At 70.8% G+C, this 18,978-nt stretch carries 17 protein-coding genes; 9 read left to right on the top strand and 8 right to left on the bottom strand.

Annotation, left to right across the window (positions count from 1 at the left end):
- Positions 1-53 precede the first annotated feature (53 nt).
- Complete coding sequence (locus IPM43_10260; protein ID QQS23811.1) at positions 54-473, top strand: VOC family protein; 420 nt, start codon at positions 54-56, stop codon at positions 471-473.
- A gap of 18 nt (positions 474-491) precedes the next feature.
- Here the strand turns inward: IPM43_10260 and IPM43_10255 are convergent, their stop codons facing one another.
- A complete protein-coding gene (locus tag IPM43_10255) occupies positions 492-950 on the bottom strand; it encodes a hypothetical protein (protein QQS23810.1) in 459 nt (152 codons plus the stop codon).
- Positions 951-1,028: 78 nt separating this feature from the next.
- Between IPM43_10255 and IPM43_10250 the strand changes: the two genes are divergently transcribed.
- From IPM43_10250 to IPM43_10220, 7 genes are read left to right on the top strand one after another with little or no spacing between them, the layout of a single operon-like run.
- A complete protein-coding gene (locus tag IPM43_10250) occupies positions 1,029-2,369 on the top strand; it encodes a hypothetical protein (GenBank protein QQS23809.1) in 1,341 nt (446 codons plus the stop codon).
- Complete coding sequence (locus tag IPM43_10245; GenBank protein QQS23808.1) at positions 2,366-2,683, top strand: DUF59 domain-containing protein; 318 nt, start codon at positions 2,366-2,368, stop codon at positions 2,681-2,683. Before IPM43_10250 ends, IPM43_10245 begins: the two co-directional genes overlap by 4 nt.
- The gene (locus IPM43_10240) at positions 2,680-3,357 is read left to right on the top strand and encodes a helix-turn-helix domain-containing protein (protein QQS23807.1); all 678 of its coding nucleotides are present in this window, start codon (positions 2,680-2,682) and stop codon (positions 3,355-3,357) included. The genes IPM43_10245 and IPM43_10240 overlap by 4 nt, the downstream gene beginning before the upstream one ends.
- Positions 3,358-3,399: 42 nt before the next feature.
- The gene (locus IPM43_10235; protein ID QQS23806.1) at positions 3,400-4,551 is read left to right on the top strand and encodes a TIGR04053 family radical SAM/SPASM domain-containing protein; all 1,152 of its coding nucleotides are present in this window, start codon (positions 3,400-3,402) and stop codon (positions 4,549-4,551) included.
- Positions 4,552-4,572: 21 nt separating this feature from the next.
- A complete protein-coding gene (locus IPM43_10230; GenBank protein ID QQS23805.1) occupies positions 4,573-5,682 on the top strand; it encodes a hypothetical protein in 1,110 nt (369 codons plus the stop codon).
- Positions 5,683-5,693: 11 nt separating this feature from the next.
- The gene (locus IPM43_10225) at positions 5,694-6,473 is read left to right on the top strand and encodes an MBL fold metallo-hydrolase (protein ID QQS26423.1); all 780 of its coding nucleotides are present in this window, start codon (positions 5,694-5,696) and stop codon (positions 6,471-6,473) included.
- Positions 6,466-7,260, top strand: a complete 795-nt coding sequence (locus IPM43_10220; protein QQS23804.1) for a thioesterase family protein — start codon at positions 6,466-6,468, stop codon at positions 7,258-7,260. Before IPM43_10225 ends, IPM43_10220 begins: the two co-directional genes overlap by 8 nt.
- A gap of 24 nt (positions 7,261-7,284) precedes the next feature.
- Here the strand turns inward: IPM43_10220 and IPM43_10215 are convergent, their stop codons facing one another.
- Entirely contained in the window at positions 7,285-8,133 is an 849-nt protein-coding gene (locus IPM43_10215; GenBank protein QQS23803.1) for an alpha/beta hydrolase, read from the bottom strand.
- A gap of 52 nt (positions 8,134-8,185) precedes the next feature.
- Here IPM43_10215 and IPM43_10210 point away from each other — a divergent pair, with 52 nt between their 5' ends.
- The gene (locus IPM43_10210) at positions 8,186-9,358 is read left to right on the top strand and encodes a hypothetical protein (protein QQS23802.1); all 1,173 of its coding nucleotides are present in this window, start codon (positions 8,186-8,188) and stop codon (positions 9,356-9,358) included.
- Here the strand turns inward: IPM43_10210 and IPM43_10205 are convergent.
- The 6 genes from IPM43_10205 to IPM43_10180 all read right to left on the bottom strand — a co-directional run bounded on the left by IPM43_10205 (position 9,342) and on the right by IPM43_10180 (position 18,913).
- Positions 9,342-11,936, bottom strand: a complete 2,595-nt coding sequence (locus IPM43_10205) for an alpha/beta hydrolase fold domain-containing protein (GenBank protein QQS23801.1) — start codon at positions 11,934-11,936, stop codon at positions 9,342-9,344. The two genes, IPM43_10210 and IPM43_10205, sit on opposite strands and share 17 nt — an antisense overlap.
- Positions 11,937-12,041: 105 nt before the next feature.
- A complete protein-coding gene (locus tag IPM43_10200; protein ID QQS23800.1) occupies positions 12,042-12,836 on the bottom strand; it encodes a TIGR03084 family protein in 795 nt (264 codons plus the stop codon).
- 17 nt (positions 12,837-12,853) lie between these two features.
- Entirely contained in the window at positions 12,854-13,591 is a 738-nt protein-coding gene (locus IPM43_10195; protein QQS23799.1) for a TetR/AcrR family transcriptional regulator, read from the bottom strand.
- Complete coding sequence (locus IPM43_10190) at positions 13,525-15,321, bottom strand: DUF1446 domain-containing protein (GenBank protein QQS23798.1); 1,797 nt, start codon at positions 15,319-15,321, stop codon at positions 13,525-13,527. Before IPM43_10190 ends, IPM43_10195 begins: the two co-directional genes overlap by 67 nt.
- Positions 15,318-17,270 (bottom strand): biotin/lipoyl-binding protein, encoded by a 1,953-nt coding sequence (locus IPM43_10185; GenBank protein QQS23797.1) that lies wholly within the window; start codon positions 17,268-17,270, stop codon positions 15,318-15,320. The genes IPM43_10190 and IPM43_10185 overlap by 4 nt, the downstream gene beginning before the upstream one ends.
- Positions 17,267-18,913, bottom strand: a complete 1,647-nt coding sequence (locus IPM43_10180) for an acyl-CoA carboxylase subunit beta (GenBank protein ID QQS23796.1) — start codon at positions 18,911-18,913, stop codon at positions 17,267-17,269. Before IPM43_10180 ends, IPM43_10185 begins: the two co-directional genes overlap by 4 nt.
- Positions 18,914-18,978 lie beyond the last annotated feature (65 nt).

Genomic DNA, 18,978 nt, shown 5'->3' with positions numbered 1-18,978 from the left:
AGTCCCGCAGATCGGTCGGAAGTGGCCGCACAGCGAACTTCGGGGGGACGCCAATGGGCCAGATTCTCGGCCAGATCTGCATCAACGTCAGCGACCTGGAGCGGGCGGTCTCGTTCTGGGAGGGGGTGTGCGGCATCCCGGTGCAGAGCCGCACCGACATCCCCGGCGTGCGCGAAGCCGTCCTCCAGGCGCCAGAAGGCGGCTCACGCTTGCAGCTCGCCCAGCATCTCGACCAGACCGGGCCGGTCGACATGGGAACTGCGATGTGGAAGCTCTACGTGAACACGAGCGACTGCCAGGCGCTCTACGACCGCGCCGTAGAAGCAGGATGCGAGGCGGTGCGGCCACCGGAGCGGCTCGATCGCTGGCCCGTCACCGTTGCGTTCGTCAACGACTTCGACGGTTACCTGATCGAGCTCATCGAGTACCACGAGGGCACACCCCGAGGGGTGCCCGACCCGAAGGACTCCTGAACGCGAGGCCCGGCGGCCTCAGGAGGAACTGCCGCCGAGGTCCACCGAGCAGGCATCCCACACCAGGTCGGCGATCTTCTGGCGCGCGCGCACGATGTCGGTGATGATGACGAGCGCCCCGTCGCGCACGACGTCGGGCTCGTCCGTCGACACCTGCGAGGAGAGCACGTCGAGGCGTGAGGCGAGGGGTTCGATCGTCGCCCGCACGCGCTTCACGTGGGAGGCGAGCCGCGGCGCCCGCAGGACGATGTCGTCGAACACGCCGCCCTCGGCCTCGTACGCGACGACCTGCTCGGCCACGAGCTGACGCAGCTTGGCGATGGTCTCGGACACGTGGGTCTGCCACTCCTGCGTGCCTGCGGCCGCCTCCAGTGCCCGCTCCACCGCGGCGACCGCACCGCCGATGTCGCTTCGGCGCCGCACGATCTCGGCGGGGATCGATGCACCGGTGGCGTCCGTGGCGTCAGTGGATTCCATGGCGGCAGTCTGCCTTACCCCACGAACGGCATCCCAGTGGAAGAGCCTCGGACTGTTTCCACATTGTAGGCTAGAAGAATGCACGCCTCGCCGATGGCTGTGGTCCCCCCGGCCTCGGTGCCGCTCTCGTTCCTCGCCGCCGGTGGCGTTGGGCTGGTTGCGTTCGGCGCCGCCACCGCGCTCGCCGCCGACAAGGTGGTGGTCACCCCCACCCACCCCGGGGTCGCGTCCGCCGCGCACGTCGGCGTGCTCGCCTTCTTGAGCGTCTCCGTGCTCGGCGCGCTGCACCAGTTCGGCCCCGTCGTCGGCCGCCGGGCGCTGCGCTCCGTCGCTGCCGCGCGGTTCACCTTCGTCGGCATCGTGGCCACGGCGTGGCTGCTGCCGAGCGGCCTCGCGCACGGTCCGGAGTGGCTGATCCCCACCGGGGGGCTGATCGGGTTGGCCACGGTGTGCCTGGCGGCCTGGAACCTGTCACGCCCGCTCGCTTCGACCGATGCCGGTCTGCCCGGGCGGGGGCTGCAGCTCTCCGTCGGGTTCCTCGTCGTCACCGTCTGCTTCGGCGTCGTCTACGCGTTCAACCGCCAGACCGGCTGGTTCCCGCTGCTCCACCACCGCCTGCTCGCGCACGTGCACCTCGGTCTGCTCGGCTGGCTCGGGCTCACCTACATCTCGGTCGCCGAGAAGCTGTGGCCGATGTTCCTCCTCGCCCACCGTCCGTCGTCGCGCTCGGGAGCAGTAGCGGTGTGGTCGGTCGCCGGGGGTACGGCGCTCGTCGCTCCCGGCCTGTTGTTCGCCATTCCCGCGCTCGCCTTCGCCGGGGGTCTGGCCGTCGGCGTCGGCCTGGTGGCTCACCTCACCTCGCTGGCGTCGTCGATCCGGCACCGCCGCCGCTCACTCGAGCTGTTGCACCTCTACCTCGTCACGTCGGCGGCGTTCCTCGTGACGGCGGTGATCTGCGCCGCTGCAGCAGCGCTGCTCGACGTGTCGAGCGCGACGCGGGTGCGGCTGGTGACCGCCGAGGTGGTTTCGCTCATCGCGTGGCTGGCGCTGGCCGTCGTCGGCCACGCCCACAAGATCGTGCCGTTCATCGGGTACAGCGCTCTTCGCTCCCGCGGGGTGCAGAAGGGACCGCTTGGCAAGCCGCTGCTGTTCGGCGACCTCTACCGACCGCTGCCCGCACGCTTCACCTGGCTGTCACTCGCCGCCGGCATGAGCGCCGTGCTCGCCGGCGTCCTCTCGGCGACGTCCACCCCGGTCACCTTCGGCGGCGTCGGTGTCGCCGCCGCCGGTCTGGTCGCCACCGTCAACCTCGCGAGCGGGCCCCGCCGGGTGCTGAAACTCGCCAGGCAAGGATCCGAGCCGACCACGCCGGCGTCGACGCCGCCGTCGAACGAGCCATTGGAGGATGCCAGGACATGAGCACCGCGGCGAAGGACGAGAACGGCATCGTCGCCGATGCACTGCGCACGGTATGGGACCCAGAGCTCGGCATCGACGTCGTCTCGCTCGGGTTGGTGTACGACATCCGTTGCACCGGCGACGTCGTCGAGGTGGACATGACGCTCACCACACCCGGATGCCCGGTGTCCGAACAGCTCCCGGCCGAGGCCACACACGCGATCGCGGCAGTTCTGCCTGATCGCCACGTCGTGGTGAACACCGTCTGGGACCCACCGTGGAGCCCGGCCCGTCTCTCCGACGAGGCAAAGGCCCAGCTCGGGTTTTCCCGTTGACCGAGCCGCTGCTCCACCAGGCCCGCGCGCTCGGCGACCCGACGCGCCTCGCGGTGTTCGAGTACCTCGGACGCGCACCGGGACCGGTCGGCATCGGCGAGCTCACCGCGCACTTCGGGTTCAACCACAACGCCATCCGCCAGCACCTCGCGAAGTTGGTCGAGGCCGGCCTCGTCACCCGCGAGACCAGCGCACCGAAGGGCCCGGGGCGCCCCGCGCTGCGCTTCCGGCCCACCCCCGGTGCCGCCGAGCGTTGGGACGCGGCCAGCCCGTACGAGGAGCTGGCAACGATGCTCGTCGCGGTGGCGCGGGGCGCCGACCCGCGCGACGTCGGCCGGGAGGCGGGACGACGGCTGGCTGCCGAGCACGGCTCCGGGTCCGACGCGTTGGAGGTGCTCGAGGCCCTCACCCGCCGCCTCGGGTTCGAGCCCCACCGTGAAGAGGATGAAGGCGTGTCGATCGTGCTCGACCGCTGCCCGTTCGTCGCGGCGGCCGAGGCCGCGCCGGAGATCGTCTGCGAGCTCCACCGCGGGCTCGCCGTCGGCGTCACCGAGTCCTTCGCCGGCAGTGGCGGGCTCGGCGTCTCTGTCACCGATCTCGTGATCGAGCCACCCGCAACGGCGGGATGTCGGTTGCAGCTGGAGCTCACCGAGCCGAGCAGGCCGGGCCGTTAGGCCCTACTGGACCTGCAAGTGGGTTCATAGCGTGAGTTCGCGATGACCGCGACCACCCGCCCCGCGCACCCGGTGCGCAGACTGCACCAGAACGTGGAGGAGCGGCCGTTCATCGTGATCTGGGAGGTGACGCGGGCCTGCGCGCTGGTGTGTGCCCACTGCCGGGCCGACTCCGTGCACCACCGTCACCCGCTGGAGCTGTCCACCGCCGACGGCAAGCGGCTGCTCGACGACCTGGCCTCATACGGTGCACCGCACCCGATGGTGGTGCTCACCGGCGGTGACCCGTTCGAGCGCCCCGACCTGGCCGAGCTCGTGGCCTACGGCACCGAGATCGGGCTGCACATGTCGCTCTCGCCGTCGGTCACTCCGCGCCTCACCCGCGAGGTGCTCACCGAGATGCGCGCCGCCGGGGCGCACGCCGTGTCACTGTCGCTCGACGGTGCAAGCGCGGCCACCCACGACGGCTTCCGCGGAGTGCGCGGGGTCTACGAGGCGACGCTGCAGGCAGCAGCGCACGTTCGGGCGGCGGGGCTGCGCCTGCAGGTGAACACCACGGTCACGCGGGCGAACGTGCACGAGCTGCCGGCCGTGCTCAGCACCGTCGTCGGGTTCGACGCGGCGCTGTGGAGCGTCTTCTTCCTGGTGCCGACGGGCCGCGGTGAGCTGCTCCAACCGCTCAATGCCGGCGAGGTGGAAGAGGTGCTGCACTGGCTGCACGACGTATCCGACATCGTCGCGGTGAAGTCCACCGAGGCACCGCACTTCCGCCGAGTCGCCATCCAGCGCGCTCAGGTGGACGACGTCGACCTCGCGTTCGCGCCCGGCCCGCTGCGCACCGAGCTCCGCGCAGCGACGTCCGCGCTGCTCGGTGACGCGCCACGCAGCCACCGGCCGCGCCCGCCGCTCGACGTGAACGCCGGGCGCGGGTTCGCCTTCGTCGACCACCTCGGCTCGGTTTACCCGAGCGGCTTCCTGCCGGTCGTCGCCGGTTCGGTGCGCGAACAGCCGTTCAGCACCGTCTACCGCGACTCCGCCCTGCTGCGTTCGCTGCGTGACGCCGAGCGACTCGGCGGACGGTGCGGAAGGTGCGAGTTCAACAAGGTGTGCGGCGGATCGCGCTCGCACGCCTTCGCGGTGTTCGGCGATCCGCTCGCCGAAGACCCCTCGTGCCTCTACGAACCCTCGAACTAGCTACAGCTAGGGTCTGGCGCGATGGGGGGCGACAAGGCGGATCTCTTGGTGCTCGTCGTCGTCATCGGCGCGCGGCTGATCGTCCCGCTCTTCATCCCCCGCTTCCCGCTGCCGGCGATCATCACCGCGCTGGTCATCGATGCCGCCGACCAGACGATCTTCCAGCAGCTCACCGACCTGAACCTCGACGGGTACCAGAGCTACGACAAGGCACTCGACATCTACTACCTGACGATCGCCTACCTGTCGGTGATCCGCAACTGGACCAACGGGTACGCCGCCGAGGTGGCCCGCTTCCTGTGGTACTTCCGCCTCGTCGGCGTGGTGCTGTTCGAGTTCACCGAGCAACGCTGGTTGCTGCTCGTGTTCCCGAACACGTTCGAGTACTTCTTCATCGCGTACGAGGTCGTCCGCCTCGGCTGGGATCCGCGCCGCATGTCCCGGCGCGCGGTACTCGGGCTGGCCGCGTTCATCTGGGTGGTGATCAAGTTGCCGCAGGAGTGGTGGATCCACGTCGCCCAGCTCGACTTCACCGAGTTCGTCCAGGAGAAGGTGTTCGGCGTCGAGCCCGGCTCGTGGGGCGATGCCTTCTCCAACCGGCCATGGGTGCTCGTGTTGCTCGCCGCCGCGATCGCGGCCCTGGTCTGGCTCGCCGTCCGCGAGAGCCGCCGACTGCCGAGCAAGGACTGGCCGCTGACCGTGTCCTCCGACCATCCGGCCGAGGCCACCCTGATGTCGGGGACCGAACCGGGACCGGAGCTGCGCTGGCCGGTGACGGAGAAGATCGTGCTGATCAGCCTGCTCGTCGCCGTGTTCACCCAGGTCTTGAACGTCGACGCCGGCGCACTCCAGATCGTCGCCGGCACGACCCTGGTCGTCGTCGCGAACGTCGGGTTCAGCCACCTGCTCGCCCGCGGCGGGTACGAGTGGCGCCGGATCGGCATCGAGTTCGCCTTGCTCGCCGTCGTCAACACCGCGTTGATCGCCGCCTACGCGCGGGTCGTCGGCGAGCAACAGATGAACCGGGCCGCAGCGTGGTTCTTCGGGGCGCTGCTGACCCTCGTCGTATTGCTGTACGACCGCTACCGCGGCCTACGGATGGCCCGCACCCGCCACACTGTCACCCAGTGAGCGTCTCCGGCATAGAGGTCGTCTGGCTCGGCCACGCGACCACCGAGGTGCACCTCGGCCGAACTCGCTTCGTCACCGATCCCGTGCTGCGCGACCGGGTGGCGCACCTGCGCCGTCGCCGCGGCACGGTCTCGCTCGCTCCCGGCCCGGTCGACGCGGTGCTGCTGTCGCACCTGCACCACGACCATCTCGACCTGCCCTCGCTGCGGCAGCTGCCGCCGGGAACACCGCTCGTCGTGCCCCGCGGCGCGGCGCGCCTCGTCGCCGCCGCCGCGCCGGGCGACGTCGTCGAGATGTCTCCGGGTGACTCGATCGTCGTCGCCGGGGTGCGGGTCACCGCCGTCCCGGCCGACCACTACTCCGGGCGTGGGCTCAGCCGTGCCAAGGGCGCACCGCTCGGGTTCGTGCTGGCCGGCGACGCAGGGACCGTCTACTTCCCCGGCGACACCGATCTGCACCCGGTGATGGCCGAGCTCCCGGCGCCGGACGTGGCGCTGCTGCCGATCTGGGGTTGGGGCCGCGCGATCGGCCCCGGTCATCTCGACCCCGAGCGCGCCGCACAGGCGGCGGCGCTGCTGCGCGCCCGCTCCGTGCTGCCCGTCCATTGGGGCACGTTCAGCCCGGTCGGCGTCCGAGCGGGTGCTCCCCGGTGGCTCGACGAGCCGGCCGATCGCTTCGCGGAGGCGATGCGACGCCACGCGCCCGAGACGACCCTGCACTTGGTGCTACCCGGTGCGGACGCCGTCTCCATCGATCGGGGAGCGGATCGCTACCCTCGCCCGGGTGCCTGAGACCGACTTCTTCTCGCCCACCGATGACGGCCTCCTCGTCCCCCGGCCGAGCGCCCGCGGACCGTGGTCGCCGGACATGTTGCACGGCAGGCTGCTCGTCGGGCTCGCCGCGTGGGCCGTCGAGCGAGACCACGGGGGCGACGGCTTCCTACCCGTACGGCTGACCGTCGACCTGTACCGCTCACCGGCGATGAAGCCCGTGACGGTGACGACCGAGCTGGTGCGCTCCGGTGGCCGCGTGCGCGCCGCCGACGCCATCATCTCCGTGGACGGTGTCGACGTGGCGCGGGCCTCGGCGTTGCTGTTGCGGCGCAGCGAGGCGGTCGCCGACGACGCACCAATGACGGCTCCGTGGGACGCCCCGCCCCCCGCCACCGACAGCGGAGCGACCGGTTTGTCGGCAGACGTCGCCTTCGACGTCCGCCCGGCAGGCGAGCACGGCTTCGGTGCGCCCGGCCCCGGTCCACGCCGGATGTGGCTGCGCGATCGGGGCCGGCTCGTCGCCGGTGTCGAGCTGACGCCTTACGTGCGCGCCGCGCTGTGCGCCGACTTCTCCAGCCCGCTCGCGAACAGCACGCCCGAGGGCCTCGACTACATCAACGCCGACGCCGCGCTCTACCTCGCCCGGCTCCCGACGAGTGAGTGGATCGGCATCGAGACGCACGACCGTGTCGTCGCGGACGGCGTGTCGGTGGCGCAGTCGGTGCTGCACGACGACGCCGGCCCGATCGGGTGGGCGAGCGCGTGCGCGGTGCTGACGGCGCGCATGGACCGTCCCCAGCAGTAGCGCGCCGGCCTTCGGCCCTAGCTCTCAAGCGCCGACGTCGCGAGCGGTGGCGAGGACGTGCGTGGCGACCGTCACCGGGTCCTGCAACGGGCCGAAGTGACCGAGCCCCGCCAGGCGCACGAGCCGCGCGTTCGGCAACGATGCGACTTGGCCCTCGGCGAGGTTCGCCGGCGTATCTTCGGCCGTCCCGGTGGACACCGTCACCGGCACCTGCACTGCGGTGATGTCGTCGTTCGTGATCGCGCCCGTTCCCCTGAACACGGCTGCCTCGTGCTCGGGTGAGCACTTCAACTCCACGGTGCCATCGGGCAGTTCGCGAAAGCCATGGGTCACGTAAGCGTGCAGGCAGTCGGCGCGCAGCAGCCCGAGTGGTGGCTTGGAGGCGTAGCGCATCATCGCGTCGCCTCTCGCGGGGAAGACGCGCCGGCGGCGGGCCGCGGCTTCTGCCAGCGGCGTCGTGTGCGGCCCCTCGAAGCCGGAGGGGAACACGATCGGCTCGAACACGTGCGCCCAACGCAGCAGGCCGGGGCGGCGGGCTTCGGCGAGCAACGCGCACGCTCCGCCGAGCGAGTGTCCGAAGACCGCGAGCGGCCCACCGCCGAGCTCGTCCACCGCGGCGTCGAAGTCGTCGGCCATCTTGTGCCAGTGCAGGCCCGGCCAACTGCCGTCGGCGTCGCGCCCGACCGGTGCCGACGAGTCACCGTGTGCCCGGAAGTCGAGCGCCCACACCCGGAAGTGCCCGGCCAGCTCGGCGGCGAGCGGGGCGTACACCTGGCCGCAGAAGCCGGTGGCATGGGCGATGAGGAGCGGGTCGCCGCGCCCCCCGAGGTCGTGGAGCGCGACGGTGACGCCATCGGTGGATGCGAGTTGCACCGCGCCATCATGGCCTCTCGCGCCCGGCCGGCAAGGTAGGCATACTTGGCCCGTGACGGACGCCACCGGGCAGCGAGTAGCGACCGCGCACCGCCACGCCCGACGCGGTCTCCTGCTCTCCACGCTGTTCGCCGTGGGCGCCGTGATGACGTCGTTCCTCGACACCGAGACGGGGCGCTGGATGCCGATCCACCTGTTCGTCGTCGGCGCGCTGTTGTCGGCGATCAGCACGGTGACCCAGATGCTCGCCATCACGTGGTCTACGTCGGCACCTCCTGCAGACCCGATGATCACCGGCCAGAGGTGGCTGCTCGCGGTCAGCGCGGTCGTCCTCGTCGTCGGGCGCGAAGCGGCTAACGACTTCGTGGTCGCCGCCGGGGGATTCTGCGTGGGGGCGGCGCTGGTCTGGTTGGTGATCAACCTGACCGGCATCCGCCGGCGGGCGCACACCGACCGGTTCGCGCCCGCGATCGACGCCTACATCGTCGCCGGCGTGTCGGGCACGATCGGCATCGGGTTCGGGGTGATGCTCGCCATCGGACACTCCGGGGGTCAGGCGATGGAGTTGCGCCAGGCGCACCTCACGCTCAACCTCTTCGGCCTGGTCGGCATCGTCGTCGCCGGAACACTGCCCTTCTTCGCCGCCACGCAGATGCGCACGAAGGTGTCGCCGCGGGCGACGCCGGCGGCGATCCGCACCGTCAGCTCCTTGCTCGCCACCGGCGTCGCAGTCGTGGTGATCGCCAGCCTCGCCACCGTCAGCGGGCTCGCCGCCGCGGGCTACGCAGTGATCGGCATCGCCCTGCTCGCCATGCTGCGCACGCTCCCGGTTCCGCGCAGGCGTCAGATCGAGTGGGGCGGAGCGCGACTGGTGCAGCTCGCCGCCGGGCTCACGTGGTGGATCGGATCGGCGTTCGCCCTCTCCGTGCTGGAGCTCACCGAGGGCGATACCGGTCCCGTGCTGGTGGCCATGGTGATCGGGGCATACGCGCAGATCCTGGTCGCTTCGCTCGCGTACCTGGGTCCGGTCTTGCGCGGCGGCGGCCACGAGCAGCTCACCGCCGGCTTCGCCGTGGCCAGGTCGTGGGTGTCGCTCGCGTCGCTGAACTTCGCCGCCCTCGGCGCTCTGGGGGAGGCGCGATGGATGGTGGTCGGCGGCCTGGCGGTGACCGCGGCCGACGTCGCCGTGCGGCTGGCGAGACTTGTGTTCAGCGCGCGTCGCTGAAGAACCCGCGCAGTGCCTCGGCCATCTCGGCGCGCACCGGGGCGCCGGAGAGCACCACGTCGACCATCCCGACCGACGTGTGCACTTGACCGCGCGCCGGCAGGTGGCGCGCCGCGACCCCCGCGGCGGCGAGGGCCTCGGCGTACGCGGCACCCTCGTCGCGCAGCAGGTCGAACTCGGCGGTGACCACCAGAGCGGGTGGCAGGCCGCGAAGGTCGGTGGCCCGCAGCGGGGACGCCTTGGGGTCGGTCCGGTCGGCGGGGTCGGCGTAGTTGTCCCAGAACCAGCGCATCAGAACGGTGGTCAAGATGTAGTCGTCGCCGTTCTCGAGGTACGAGGAGCGAGAGAAGTCGCAGTCGGTGACAGGGTTGAGCAACACCTGTCCCGCGATGTCCGGCCCGCCTTCGTCGCGAGCCAGCTGGCACACGACCGCGGCGAGGTTGGCACCGGCGCTGTAGCCGGCGACCGCCAGCCGACCCGGTGCACCCCCGAGCTGAGCTGCGTGGTCGGCCACCCAGCGCACGGCCGCGAGCGCGTCGTCGGCCGCGCCGGGGAAGCGGGTCTCGGGCGCGTGCCGGTAGTTGACGGACACCACGATCAGTCCGGAGCGCACGCACAGGTCGCGACACAGCGGGTCGTCGGAGACCTCGCTGCCGATCAGCCAGCCACCGCCGTGGAAGTAGACGACGATCGGGTGGGGTCCCGGCGTAGCGGGCCTGTACAAGCGGTACGCCAGCTGCTCACCGCCGGCGCCGGGGAGCACGCCGTCGACCGTCTCACCGACGTCTGGGCCTGGTGGGCGCTCGGCAGCCATCGCTTCGGAGAAGGCACGAGCGTCGGCCGGTGTCATCGTCTCCATCGTCGGCAGGCCGAGGGCCGCCATCATCTCCAGCACCATCGCCACGTCGGGCTGCAGCCGGCGCACGATGCCGTCGTTGCACTGCTCCCCGCCGGGACCCGACAGGGCAAAGCCGAGATACCCCCGGCTGACGACCTCGTCGCAGGCGCCGCGGTAGCCGTCGACGCCGCCGACGTAGGGCAGGAACACCCGCGGCTTGCCGGGCACGTTCGCGCCCATGTACCAAGAGTTGGCCGTCGGGTAGAGCGTGATGTCGGCGCAGTCGTTGACATGGTGCACCCAGCCGGACTCGGCTTCTGGTGTCGGCTCGATCGTGTCGAACCCCGACGTACGCATGTCCGCCAGGCAGTCGGCCACCCAGTCGACGTGCTGCTCGATGGACACCGCCATGTTCGACAGCACCGACGGGCTGCCCGGGCCGGTGATCATGAACATGTTGGGGAAGCCCGTGGTGGTCAGCCCGAGGTAGGTGGTCGGACCTTGCGCCCACTTCTCCTTCAAGGAGACCCCGTCGCGGCCGGAGATGTCGACGGCGACGATCGCTCCCGTCATCGCGTCGAAGCCGGTGGCCAGCACGAGCGCATCGAGCTCGAACGACTCGTCGACGGTGTCGATCCCGGTCGGGGTGACGGCGCGGATCGGGTGCTTGCGCAGGTCGACGAGGCGGACGTGGGGCAGGTTGAAGGTGGCGAAGTAGCCGGTGTCCAGGCACGGACGCTTCGTCCCGAAGGCATGGTCGACGGGGCACAGCGCCTCGGCGGTCTCCGGATCAGCGACGATCGAGCGGATCTTGGAGCGCAAGAACGATGCCAGCTCGTCGTTCGCCGCCTGGTTCACGAGGACGTCGTTGAAGACCCCGAGCATCTCGAACAGCTCGCCGGCCTCCCACGCGGCCTCGTAGCGGGCTTGGCGCTCTTCGGGCGACACCGAGAACGTGGCGAGCTGGGGCGGCTCGCCTGGGATCCCCCCGCGAGACCACTTGGCCGCCTCCCGATACGCCGCCGGATCGGCCGCGAGTGCCGCCCGCCGGCTCGGGGCGATCGCACCGTTGTGCGCGGGGAACGAGAAGTTCGGCGTGCGCTGGAACACCGTCAGCTCGGCGGCCTCGGCGGCGATGAGCGGGATGGACTGGATGCCCGACGAACCGGTACCGACCACGCCCACTCTCTTGCCGGTGAAGTCAACGCCCTCGTGGGGCCAGCGGCTGGTGTGGTACAGCTCGCCGGCGAAGGTCCCGACACCTTCGATGTCGGGCTCCTTCGGCAGCGAAAGGCATCCGGTGGCCATCACGTAGTAGCGGCACGTCACGTCCGTACCGTTGCTCACCCGCAACCGCCACAGCGCCGCGTCGTCGTCCCAGCGGGCGGCGTCCACGCGCGTGGCGAAGGAGATGTCGCGGCGCAGGTCGTACTTCGTGGCGACGAAGTCGAGATAGCGCAGGATCTCGGGCTGGGTCGCGTACTTCTCCGACCACGTCCACTCCGTCTCCAGTGCGGGATCGAAGCTGTACGTGTAGTCGGTGGTCGGGATGTCGCAGCGGGCGCCGGGGTAGCGGTTCCAGTACCACGTACCGCCGACGTCGTCGGCAGCCTCGAAGACCTTGGCCGTGAAGCCCAGTTCGCGCAGCCGGTGCAGCAGATACAGCCCGGCGAAGCCGGCGCCGGCGATGACGACGTCTACGTCGGGCTGCGCGCCCGACCGGCCGTTGCCTGCACTCATCTCGAGCAACCCCCTTGCGACGCGACGACCCCCGTCGTCGGCCCGTTCGATCATTGTCACATGGCGGGGTCGGCGGGCGCTACGTGCAGCTCGGGCTCCGGTAGCTCAGCTCACCCGCGGCGCCGGGCCGTCCGTCGCGCCCCCGGCGAAGGCCTGGGCGCGCACCAGCCAGTGGCGGCCGAGCTCGCCGGAGAGCAATGCGGTGTCGTCGAGGTGGCGGCGCTGGGTGACGACGAGGCAGAAGTCGAGCGCCGTCCCGGTCACCGCGTCGTCGGCGGGGTCGGGCCCCCAGGTCCAGGTCTCCCCCGATGGCGCGGTCAGCTCCAGGCGCACAGTCCCAGACGGCACCTCCTCGCCGCGGTTGGCGTACGACCAGCCGCGCGTGATGAAGCCGAGCTGGGCGATGTGGCGCAGCCGGTCGGTGGCCGGGCGCTCCGCCCCCACGGTGTCGACGACGTCGGTGCCGTGGGCCCAGGCTTCCATCAGCCGCGCGGTGAGGAACGACTTCGCGCTCATCGACGGCCCGTACCACGGCACCCGCTGGTTCTCGTCGAGTCCCTGCGCGGCCTCGTACAGGCGGCGGCGGTTCGCCCGCCAGTGCGCGAGGAGCTCGTCGGGCGACATCTTGCGGCTGGGGCCGAGCGTCGCCTCGTCGACCGCCTCTTCACCGCCCGACAGCGATCCGATGAGCTCGGCCACCGAGGCCGCGAACGCGTCGGGGTCTGTGATCGCGAGCGCAGCAGACCCGTCGAAGTAGGCAAGATGAGCGATCTGGTCGGCCACGGTCCAGCGCGGGCTCGGTGTGGGCCGCGCCCACTCGTCCTCGGCCAGCTTCGCGACGACGCTGTCCAGCGACTCCTGTTCGGCGGCCAGATCGTCGAGCACCTCGTTGAGTTCCATGCTGATCTCCTTCGCGTTCAGCTCGCCCGCCGTGCGGACAAGCCGTTCAAGATGACGTCGACGACGGCGTCGGCCGCGACGCGCGGTGATGTGCGCAGTGTGCTGCTCACCTCCGGCTGGGAGAGGTCCCGCCCGAGACTGGCGACGACGTGAGCGACGGCCGCGGTGTCGACGTCCGCGACGTCGCCGCGCTCCACGGCGAGATCGAGCAAGCAGCGGGTGACGGCGACGAGGTAGCCGTTGTGCGCGTCGCCCACCGCCTGAGCGCTCGGCACCGCGGCCAGGTCGCGGGCGAACGTCTCGGTGACGAGTCCGACCGCGGCGTTCGCCGCCAGCAGGTAGGCGCGCACCGCGTCGATGGGTGCCATCTCCGGCGTGATCGCGTCGCGTGCCGACCGCCCGATGCGCCACAGGATCCGGTCGACGACCGTCAACACGAGGTCGTCACGGCTCGGGGCGAGCTCGTAGAGGGTGCGCAGGGAGCAGTTCACGCGAGCGGCGATCTCAGCCATCGTCCGCCCCGCGAAGCCGTCCTCGAACAGCTCTTCGAGCTGGTCGAGGATCTCGCGCTGGCGGGTGGTCAAGCTGCGCGCTCGCTCGCGGGTCATCACCCGGCGAGGTGCCTGCACGGAGCGCAGGCGCACCTCCAGCTCCGTCGCCGCGACGTCGACCGCGCCCATCGCCACGGTCACCCCGCCGGCGAAGCGGAGGGCAAGAGCGCGACGGGCACGTCGACGACTCGCGCGCGCAGCCACTCACCCAGGCTCTTCGCCTGGCGATCCTGACGGCTGGAGGCGGCCACTCCCTCCTCCAGCAGGGCATGGACCACGAAGTTGAGCGACCGCAGGGCGGGCAGGCGGTGACGGTCGATGGTGAGCGGCGCCGTCTCGGGCAGCAGCTCGCGCAGGCGCTCGGTGGTCAAGAAGGCGTCGAGCCACGCCCAGGCGATGTCGTCGCGGGCGAACACGCCGAGGTTCGCGTTGCCACCCTTGTCGCCGGACCGGGCACCGACCACCGCACCGATCGGCGCACGCACCGTCGCGCCTGGCGGAGCGGTGGCGCGAGGGGGCTCTACGGGGGCGATGGTGACCGCGCCGGGGGGCGCCACCGATTCGACCACCGTCTGCGCACCGCCGAGCACGGCGACGTGCTGGGGCACGAGCTCGGCAGGCACCACCGCCGGCCGGTAGACCCCGTAAGGCGTCCCCTCCGAGGGTCCTCCGGAGAGACCGAAGAACCCGGGGATGGTCGCGAGGCCGAGCTCGATCACCGCGTTCGACATCACCCGGCCGACCTTGCGCGAATCTGGATCCTTGACCGTGATCCTCCACATCGCCACCGCCTCCTCGTTGGAAGCGGGATCCGGCTTGTCGGTGCGCACCAGGCGCGTGGTGACGCTCGCGAACCCGTCGCGCGGGATCGGGCACGCGGCCCAGAACGCGTCCTCTACAAGGCGGCCCTTCTCCTCGATGTCGAGCCCGGTCAGCGCCACCGTCATGTCGTTGCGGAAGCCGCCGATCTCGTTCATCGCCACCTTCAGGGTCGGCGGCGGCGGTTCCCCCCTGGTCCCGCTGATCCGCACCTGATCGGGGCCGAGCTGGTCGAGCTGGATCGTGTCGAAGCGCGCGGTCACGTCGGGGCCGAGGTACGCCGGGCCGGCGATCTCGTACAGGAGCTGGGACGTGATGGTGCCGATCGACACCTCACCGCCGGTGCCGTCGTGCTTGCCGATCACCGACGAGCCGTCGGCGGCGACGTCGGCCCACGGGAAGCCCACCCGATCCATCCCCTGCACCTCGGTGAAGAAGGAGTAGTTGCCGCCCGTTGCCTGCGTGCCGCACTCGATCACGTGACCGGCGACCACCGCGCCCGCGAGGGCGTCCCAGTCGTCGCGGGCCCAACCGTGGTGCCACGCCGCCGGACCGCAGACGACGGCGGCATCCGTTACCCGTCCGGTGACGACGATGTCGGCACCTCGACCGAGCGCTTCGACGATCCCCCAGCAGCCGAGGTACGCGTTCGCGCTGACGAAGCGCGACGTATCGCCGATCGGCTCCCCGGTGTCCATGTGCGCGAGATCGATGCCCGCGGCGACGAGCTCGTCGAGCCGGGAGAGCAGCTCGTCGCCACTCACGTAGGCGATCGTCGGCGAGAGCCCCAGCCGGTCGGCGACCTCGTGGACGGCCTCTGCACAGCCGGCGGGATCCAGCCCCCCGGCGTTCGACACGACCTTGATCCCGCGGTCCATGCACGTCCCCATCACGTGCTCCATCTGCGTGATGAAGCTGCGGGCATAGCCCCCGCCGGGGCGCTTGGCCTGCGTACGGGCGAGGATCAGCATCGTCAGCTCGGCCAGCCAGTCACCGGTGAGCACGTCGATCGGACCGCCCTCGACCATCTCGCGCGCGGCAGACAGGCGGTCTCCGTAGAAGCCGGAGCAGTTGGCGATGCGGATCGGAGTGGTCGTGCTCGGGTTGTTCGTCATGACGATCCTTCCCCTGCTTCTGCGGGCTCGATCACGAGCAGCAGCGTGCCGTTCTCCACGTGCTGGCCGGCGCGCACGCGGACTTCGGTGACGATTCCGGCTCCCGGCGACTTGATGTGATGCTCCATCTTCATCGCTTCCAGCACGACGAGCACCTGCCCGGCGCCGACGTGGTCGCCGTCGGAGGCGCGCACGTCGATCACCGTGCCCGGCATCGGCGCAGTCAATGCGCCGGCGGGACCCTCGCTGCCGGGCACGTGGAAGCGCGGCCGTTCGTGGAGCTCGACGGTGCCCCTGGCGGTCTGCACGTAGAGGCGGTCGCCGGCGCGGGTGACCCGCGTCGTGGCCCGCCGCCCGTCGATCTCGACGGTGATCGCCAGCGCCGTCTTGGCGAACACTCGTGCCGTCGTTCCGTCATCGAAGGTGAACACGCCGTCGCGACGGGTGCGGTAGCGAACGGTGAGCTCTCGCCCGTCGGCGGCCAGCGTCGTCTGCTGGGGCGCGAGGCGCGCATTGCGCCAGCCGCTCGGCACGTCGCGCCACACCGCCGCGCGCTCGCGGTTCACGGCCTGGATCCAGAGTGCGGCGACGATCGCCGCCCGCCCGAGCTCGTCGTCGCCGAGCACGAGTGCCGGCGCCGGCGCATGGCGCTCGATGAAGTCGGTCGTCGTGTCGCCGGCAGCGAAGGCCGGGTGCCGCAGTGTGGCCGCGAGGAAGTCACGGTTGGTGACGATGCCCCCGAGGTGGAGGCGCTCGAGGGCGAGCGCGAGGCGCCCAGCTGCTTCCGGGCGCGTCGGCGCGTGCGAGATCACCTTGGCCAGCATCGGATCGAAGCGCACCCCCACCACGGAGCCCGCTTCGATGCCCGAGTCCCAGCGCACCGCCGGTGTGGCGGCGGGTTCGAACGCCTCGACTGTGCCGGCCGCGGGCAAGAAGCCGTTCGCCGGATCCTCGGCGTAGAGGCGCACCTCGATCGCGTGACCGGCGAACGTGATCTGGTGCTGCTCCACGTCGAGACGCTCGCCGGCAGCGATGCGCAGCTGCTCACGCACGAGGTCGACACCGGTGACCTCCTCGGTCACCGGGTGCTCCACCTGCAGGCGGGTGTTCACCTCGAGGAAGAAGAACTCACGTGTGTCGTCGTCGACGAGCAGCTCGACGGTGCCGGCGGACTCGTACCCGATCGCCCGGCCGAGAGCCAGCGCGGCCTGTCCCATCGCGTCACGCAGCGCGTCGTCGACGACCGGTGACGGCGACTCCTCGACCACCTTCTGGTGGCGGCGCTGGATGGAGCACTCCCGCTCGCCGAGGTGAACGAGGTTGCCGTGGTGGTCGCCGAGGATCTGGATCTCGACGTGGCGCGCCCGGGACACGTAGTGCTCCAGGAACACCCTGTCGTCGCCGAACGAGCTCGCGGCCTCTCGTCGCGCGGAAGCGACGGCCTCGGCGAGCTCGTCGGGGGCGGTGACGACCCTCATCCCCTTCCCGCCACCGCCGGCGGCCGCCTTCACGAGCAGCGGGTAGCCGACGCGCGCGGCCTCGTCGGGATCGTCGGGGTCGTCGCTCGACGCAAGGGTCGGCACACCGGCCTCGACCGCGAGCCGCTTCGCGGCCAGCTTGTCGCCCATCGCCTCGATCGTGGACGGTGACGGGCCGACCCACACCAGGCCGGCGGCCTCGACGTCGGCGGCGAAGGCGGCGTTCTCGGACAGGAAGCCGTAGCCGGGGTGGACGGCATCGGCCCCGCTCGCGAGCGCGGCGGCGATGATGGCCGCGCCGTCGAGGTAGCCGGTGTCGAGCTTGACGGCCTCGTCGGCCTCGGCGACGAACGGCGCCGCCTCGTCGGCGTCGACGTAGACGGCGATGCACCGCACGCCCATCTCGCGCGCGGTGCGAACGACGCGGCGCGCGATCTCGCCGCGGTTGGCGATCAGCAGCGAAGTGATCACAGCCGGTACACCCCGTAGCCGGTGGCGCCCTCGACGGCGCTGTTCTGGACGACGGAGAGGCAGAGCCCGAGCACCGTTCTGGTGTCGCGGGGGTCGATGATGCCGTCGTCGCTGATCGCCCCGGTGGCGACGAGCGCCAGCGAGCCCTTCTCTTGGATGTCCTCGACCATCGCGACGATCGCCGCGTCCTCTTCCTCGTCGAAGGCCACACCATGGCGAGCCGCCTGGCCGCGGCGCACGATCGACATCACGCCGGCGATCTGCTTCGGGCCCATCACTGCGATCTTGGCGGTCGGCCACAGGAACGTGAAGGCGTTGCCGAACGCGCGCCCGGACATGCCGTAGGTGCCCGCGCCGTACGACGAGCCGATGATCACGGTGAGGTGCGGCACCGTCGAGTTGGTGACGGCGTTGATCATCTGCGAGCCCTTCTTGATGATCCCGTCGGCCTCGAAGTCCCTGCCGACCATGTAGCCGGTGATGTTCTGCAGGAAGAGCAGCGGCACGTCGACCTGGTTGCAGAGCTGGATGAAGTGCGCCGCTTTCTGCGCCGCGTCCGGGTAGATCACCCCGTTGTTGCCGAGGATCCCGAGGGGGTAACCGTGGATGCTCGCCCAACCGCACACCATCGTCGGACCGTAGCGGGGCTTGAACTCTTCGAACCGCGAGCCGTCGACCACACGGGCGATCACCTCACGCACGTCGACCGGCTGGCGCAGGTCGCGGCTGACCAGCCCGAGCAGCTCCTCGGGGTCGTGCACGGGTTCGTCGGTCTGCAGGGTCGGGCCCGAACCCTGCTTGCGCCAGTTCAGGTGCGACACGACCTCGCGGCAGAGCCGGATCGCGTCCATCTCGTCCTCGGCGAAGTAGTCACCGAGGCCGGAGACCTCGGCGTGCAGCCGCGCCCCGCCGAGCATCTCGTCGTCGGACTCCTCCCCCGTGGCCATCTTCACGAGCGGTGGCCCGGCGAGGAAGATCTTCGACTGCTCGCGGATGACGATGTTGTAGTCGGACATGCCGGGTTGATAGGCCCCGCCCGCCGTCGACGAACCGAACACGACGCACACCGTCGGGATGCGCAGCTTCGACAGCTCGATCATCTCGTAGAAGAAGCGGCCGGTCTCCGCGAAGTGGTCGACCTGCACCTTGCGCCGCCCGCTGTCGCCCGTCTCCACCCGCAGGTCGGCGCCGGCGGACTCGACGAAGCTCACGTACGGGATGCGCCGCTCGCGCGAGATCTGCAGCGCGCGCATCCACTTCTTCGCCGCGTACGGCGTGAGCGCGCCGCCGAGCACCGACGGGTCGTTGGCGAGGATCACGCACTCGGTGCCGGCGATGATGCCGATCCCGACGAGCATCCCCCCGCCTACCGCGTAGTCCGAGTTGTAGCCGGCGAGCGGGCTGATCTCGAGGAACGGGGTGTCGGGGTCGAGCACCATCGCGATGCGCTCCCGCACCGGCATCTTGCCCCGCGACCGCATCCGCTCCATCGCCTTCTCACCACCACCCGCCTCTGCCTCGTCGAGCAGCGCGTCGATCACCGCGAGTTGCTCGAGCATGTCGGCGCGGTTCTGGCAGTACGCCTCGTCGTCGGGATCGACGTTCGTCGGCAGCGGTGGGGCAAGCAGCGCGGGCAACACCATGAGCGGCACCGTAGCACCTCGTCGGTAATTCGTCACAGTTCAGATTACCGACTAGATTCCGTCCC

The sequence above is a fragment of the Actinomycetota bacterium genome (assembly GCA_016700055.1).
Lineage (GTDB): Bacteria > Actinomycetota > Acidimicrobiia > Acidimicrobiales > Ilumatobacteraceae > Kalu-18.
Note: the sequence above shows the minus strand (reverse complement) of the source record. Positions and strands in the feature narration are given on the sequence as shown.

Bases quoted from the DNA above. Each gene is read 5' to 3' on its own strand.
- IPM43_10205 (QQS23801.1), bottom strand. From the start codon at position 11,936: ATGAGTGCAGGCAACGGCCGGTCGGGCGCGCAGCCCGACGTAGACGTC.
- IPM43_10190 (QQS23798.1), bottom strand. From the start codon at position 15,321: ATGACGAACAACCCGAGCACGACCACTCCGATCCGCATCGCCAACTGC.
- IPM43_10180 (QQS23796.1), bottom strand. From the start codon at position 18,913: ATGGTGTTGCCCGCGCTGCTTGCCCCACCGCTGCCGACGAACGTCGAT.
- IPM43_10235 (QQS23806.1), top strand. From the start codon at position 3,400: ATGACCGCGACCACCCGCCCCGCGCACCCGGTGCGCAGACTGCACCAG.
- IPM43_10245 (QQS23808.1), top strand. From the start codon at position 2,366: ATGAGCACCGCGGCGAAGGACGAGAACGGCATCGTCGCCGATGCACTG.
- IPM43_10260 (QQS23811.1), top strand. From the start codon at position 54: ATGGGCCAGATTCTCGGCCAGATCTGCATCAACGTCAGCGACCTGGAG.
- IPM43_10255 (QQS23810.1), bottom strand. From the start codon at position 950: ATGGAATCCACTGACGCCACGGACGCCACCGGTGCATCGATCCCCGCC.
- IPM43_10230 (QQS23805.1), top strand. From the start codon at position 4,573: ATGGGGGGCGACAAGGCGGATCTCTTGGTGCTCGTCGTCGTCATCGGC.
- IPM43_10250 (QQS23809.1), top strand. From the start codon at position 1,029: ATGCACGCCTCGCCGATGGCTGTGGTCCCCCCGGCCTCGGTGCCGCTC.
- IPM43_10200 (QQS23800.1), bottom strand. From the start codon at position 12,836: ATGGAACTCAACGAGGTGCTCGACGATCTGGCCGCCGAACAGGAGTCG.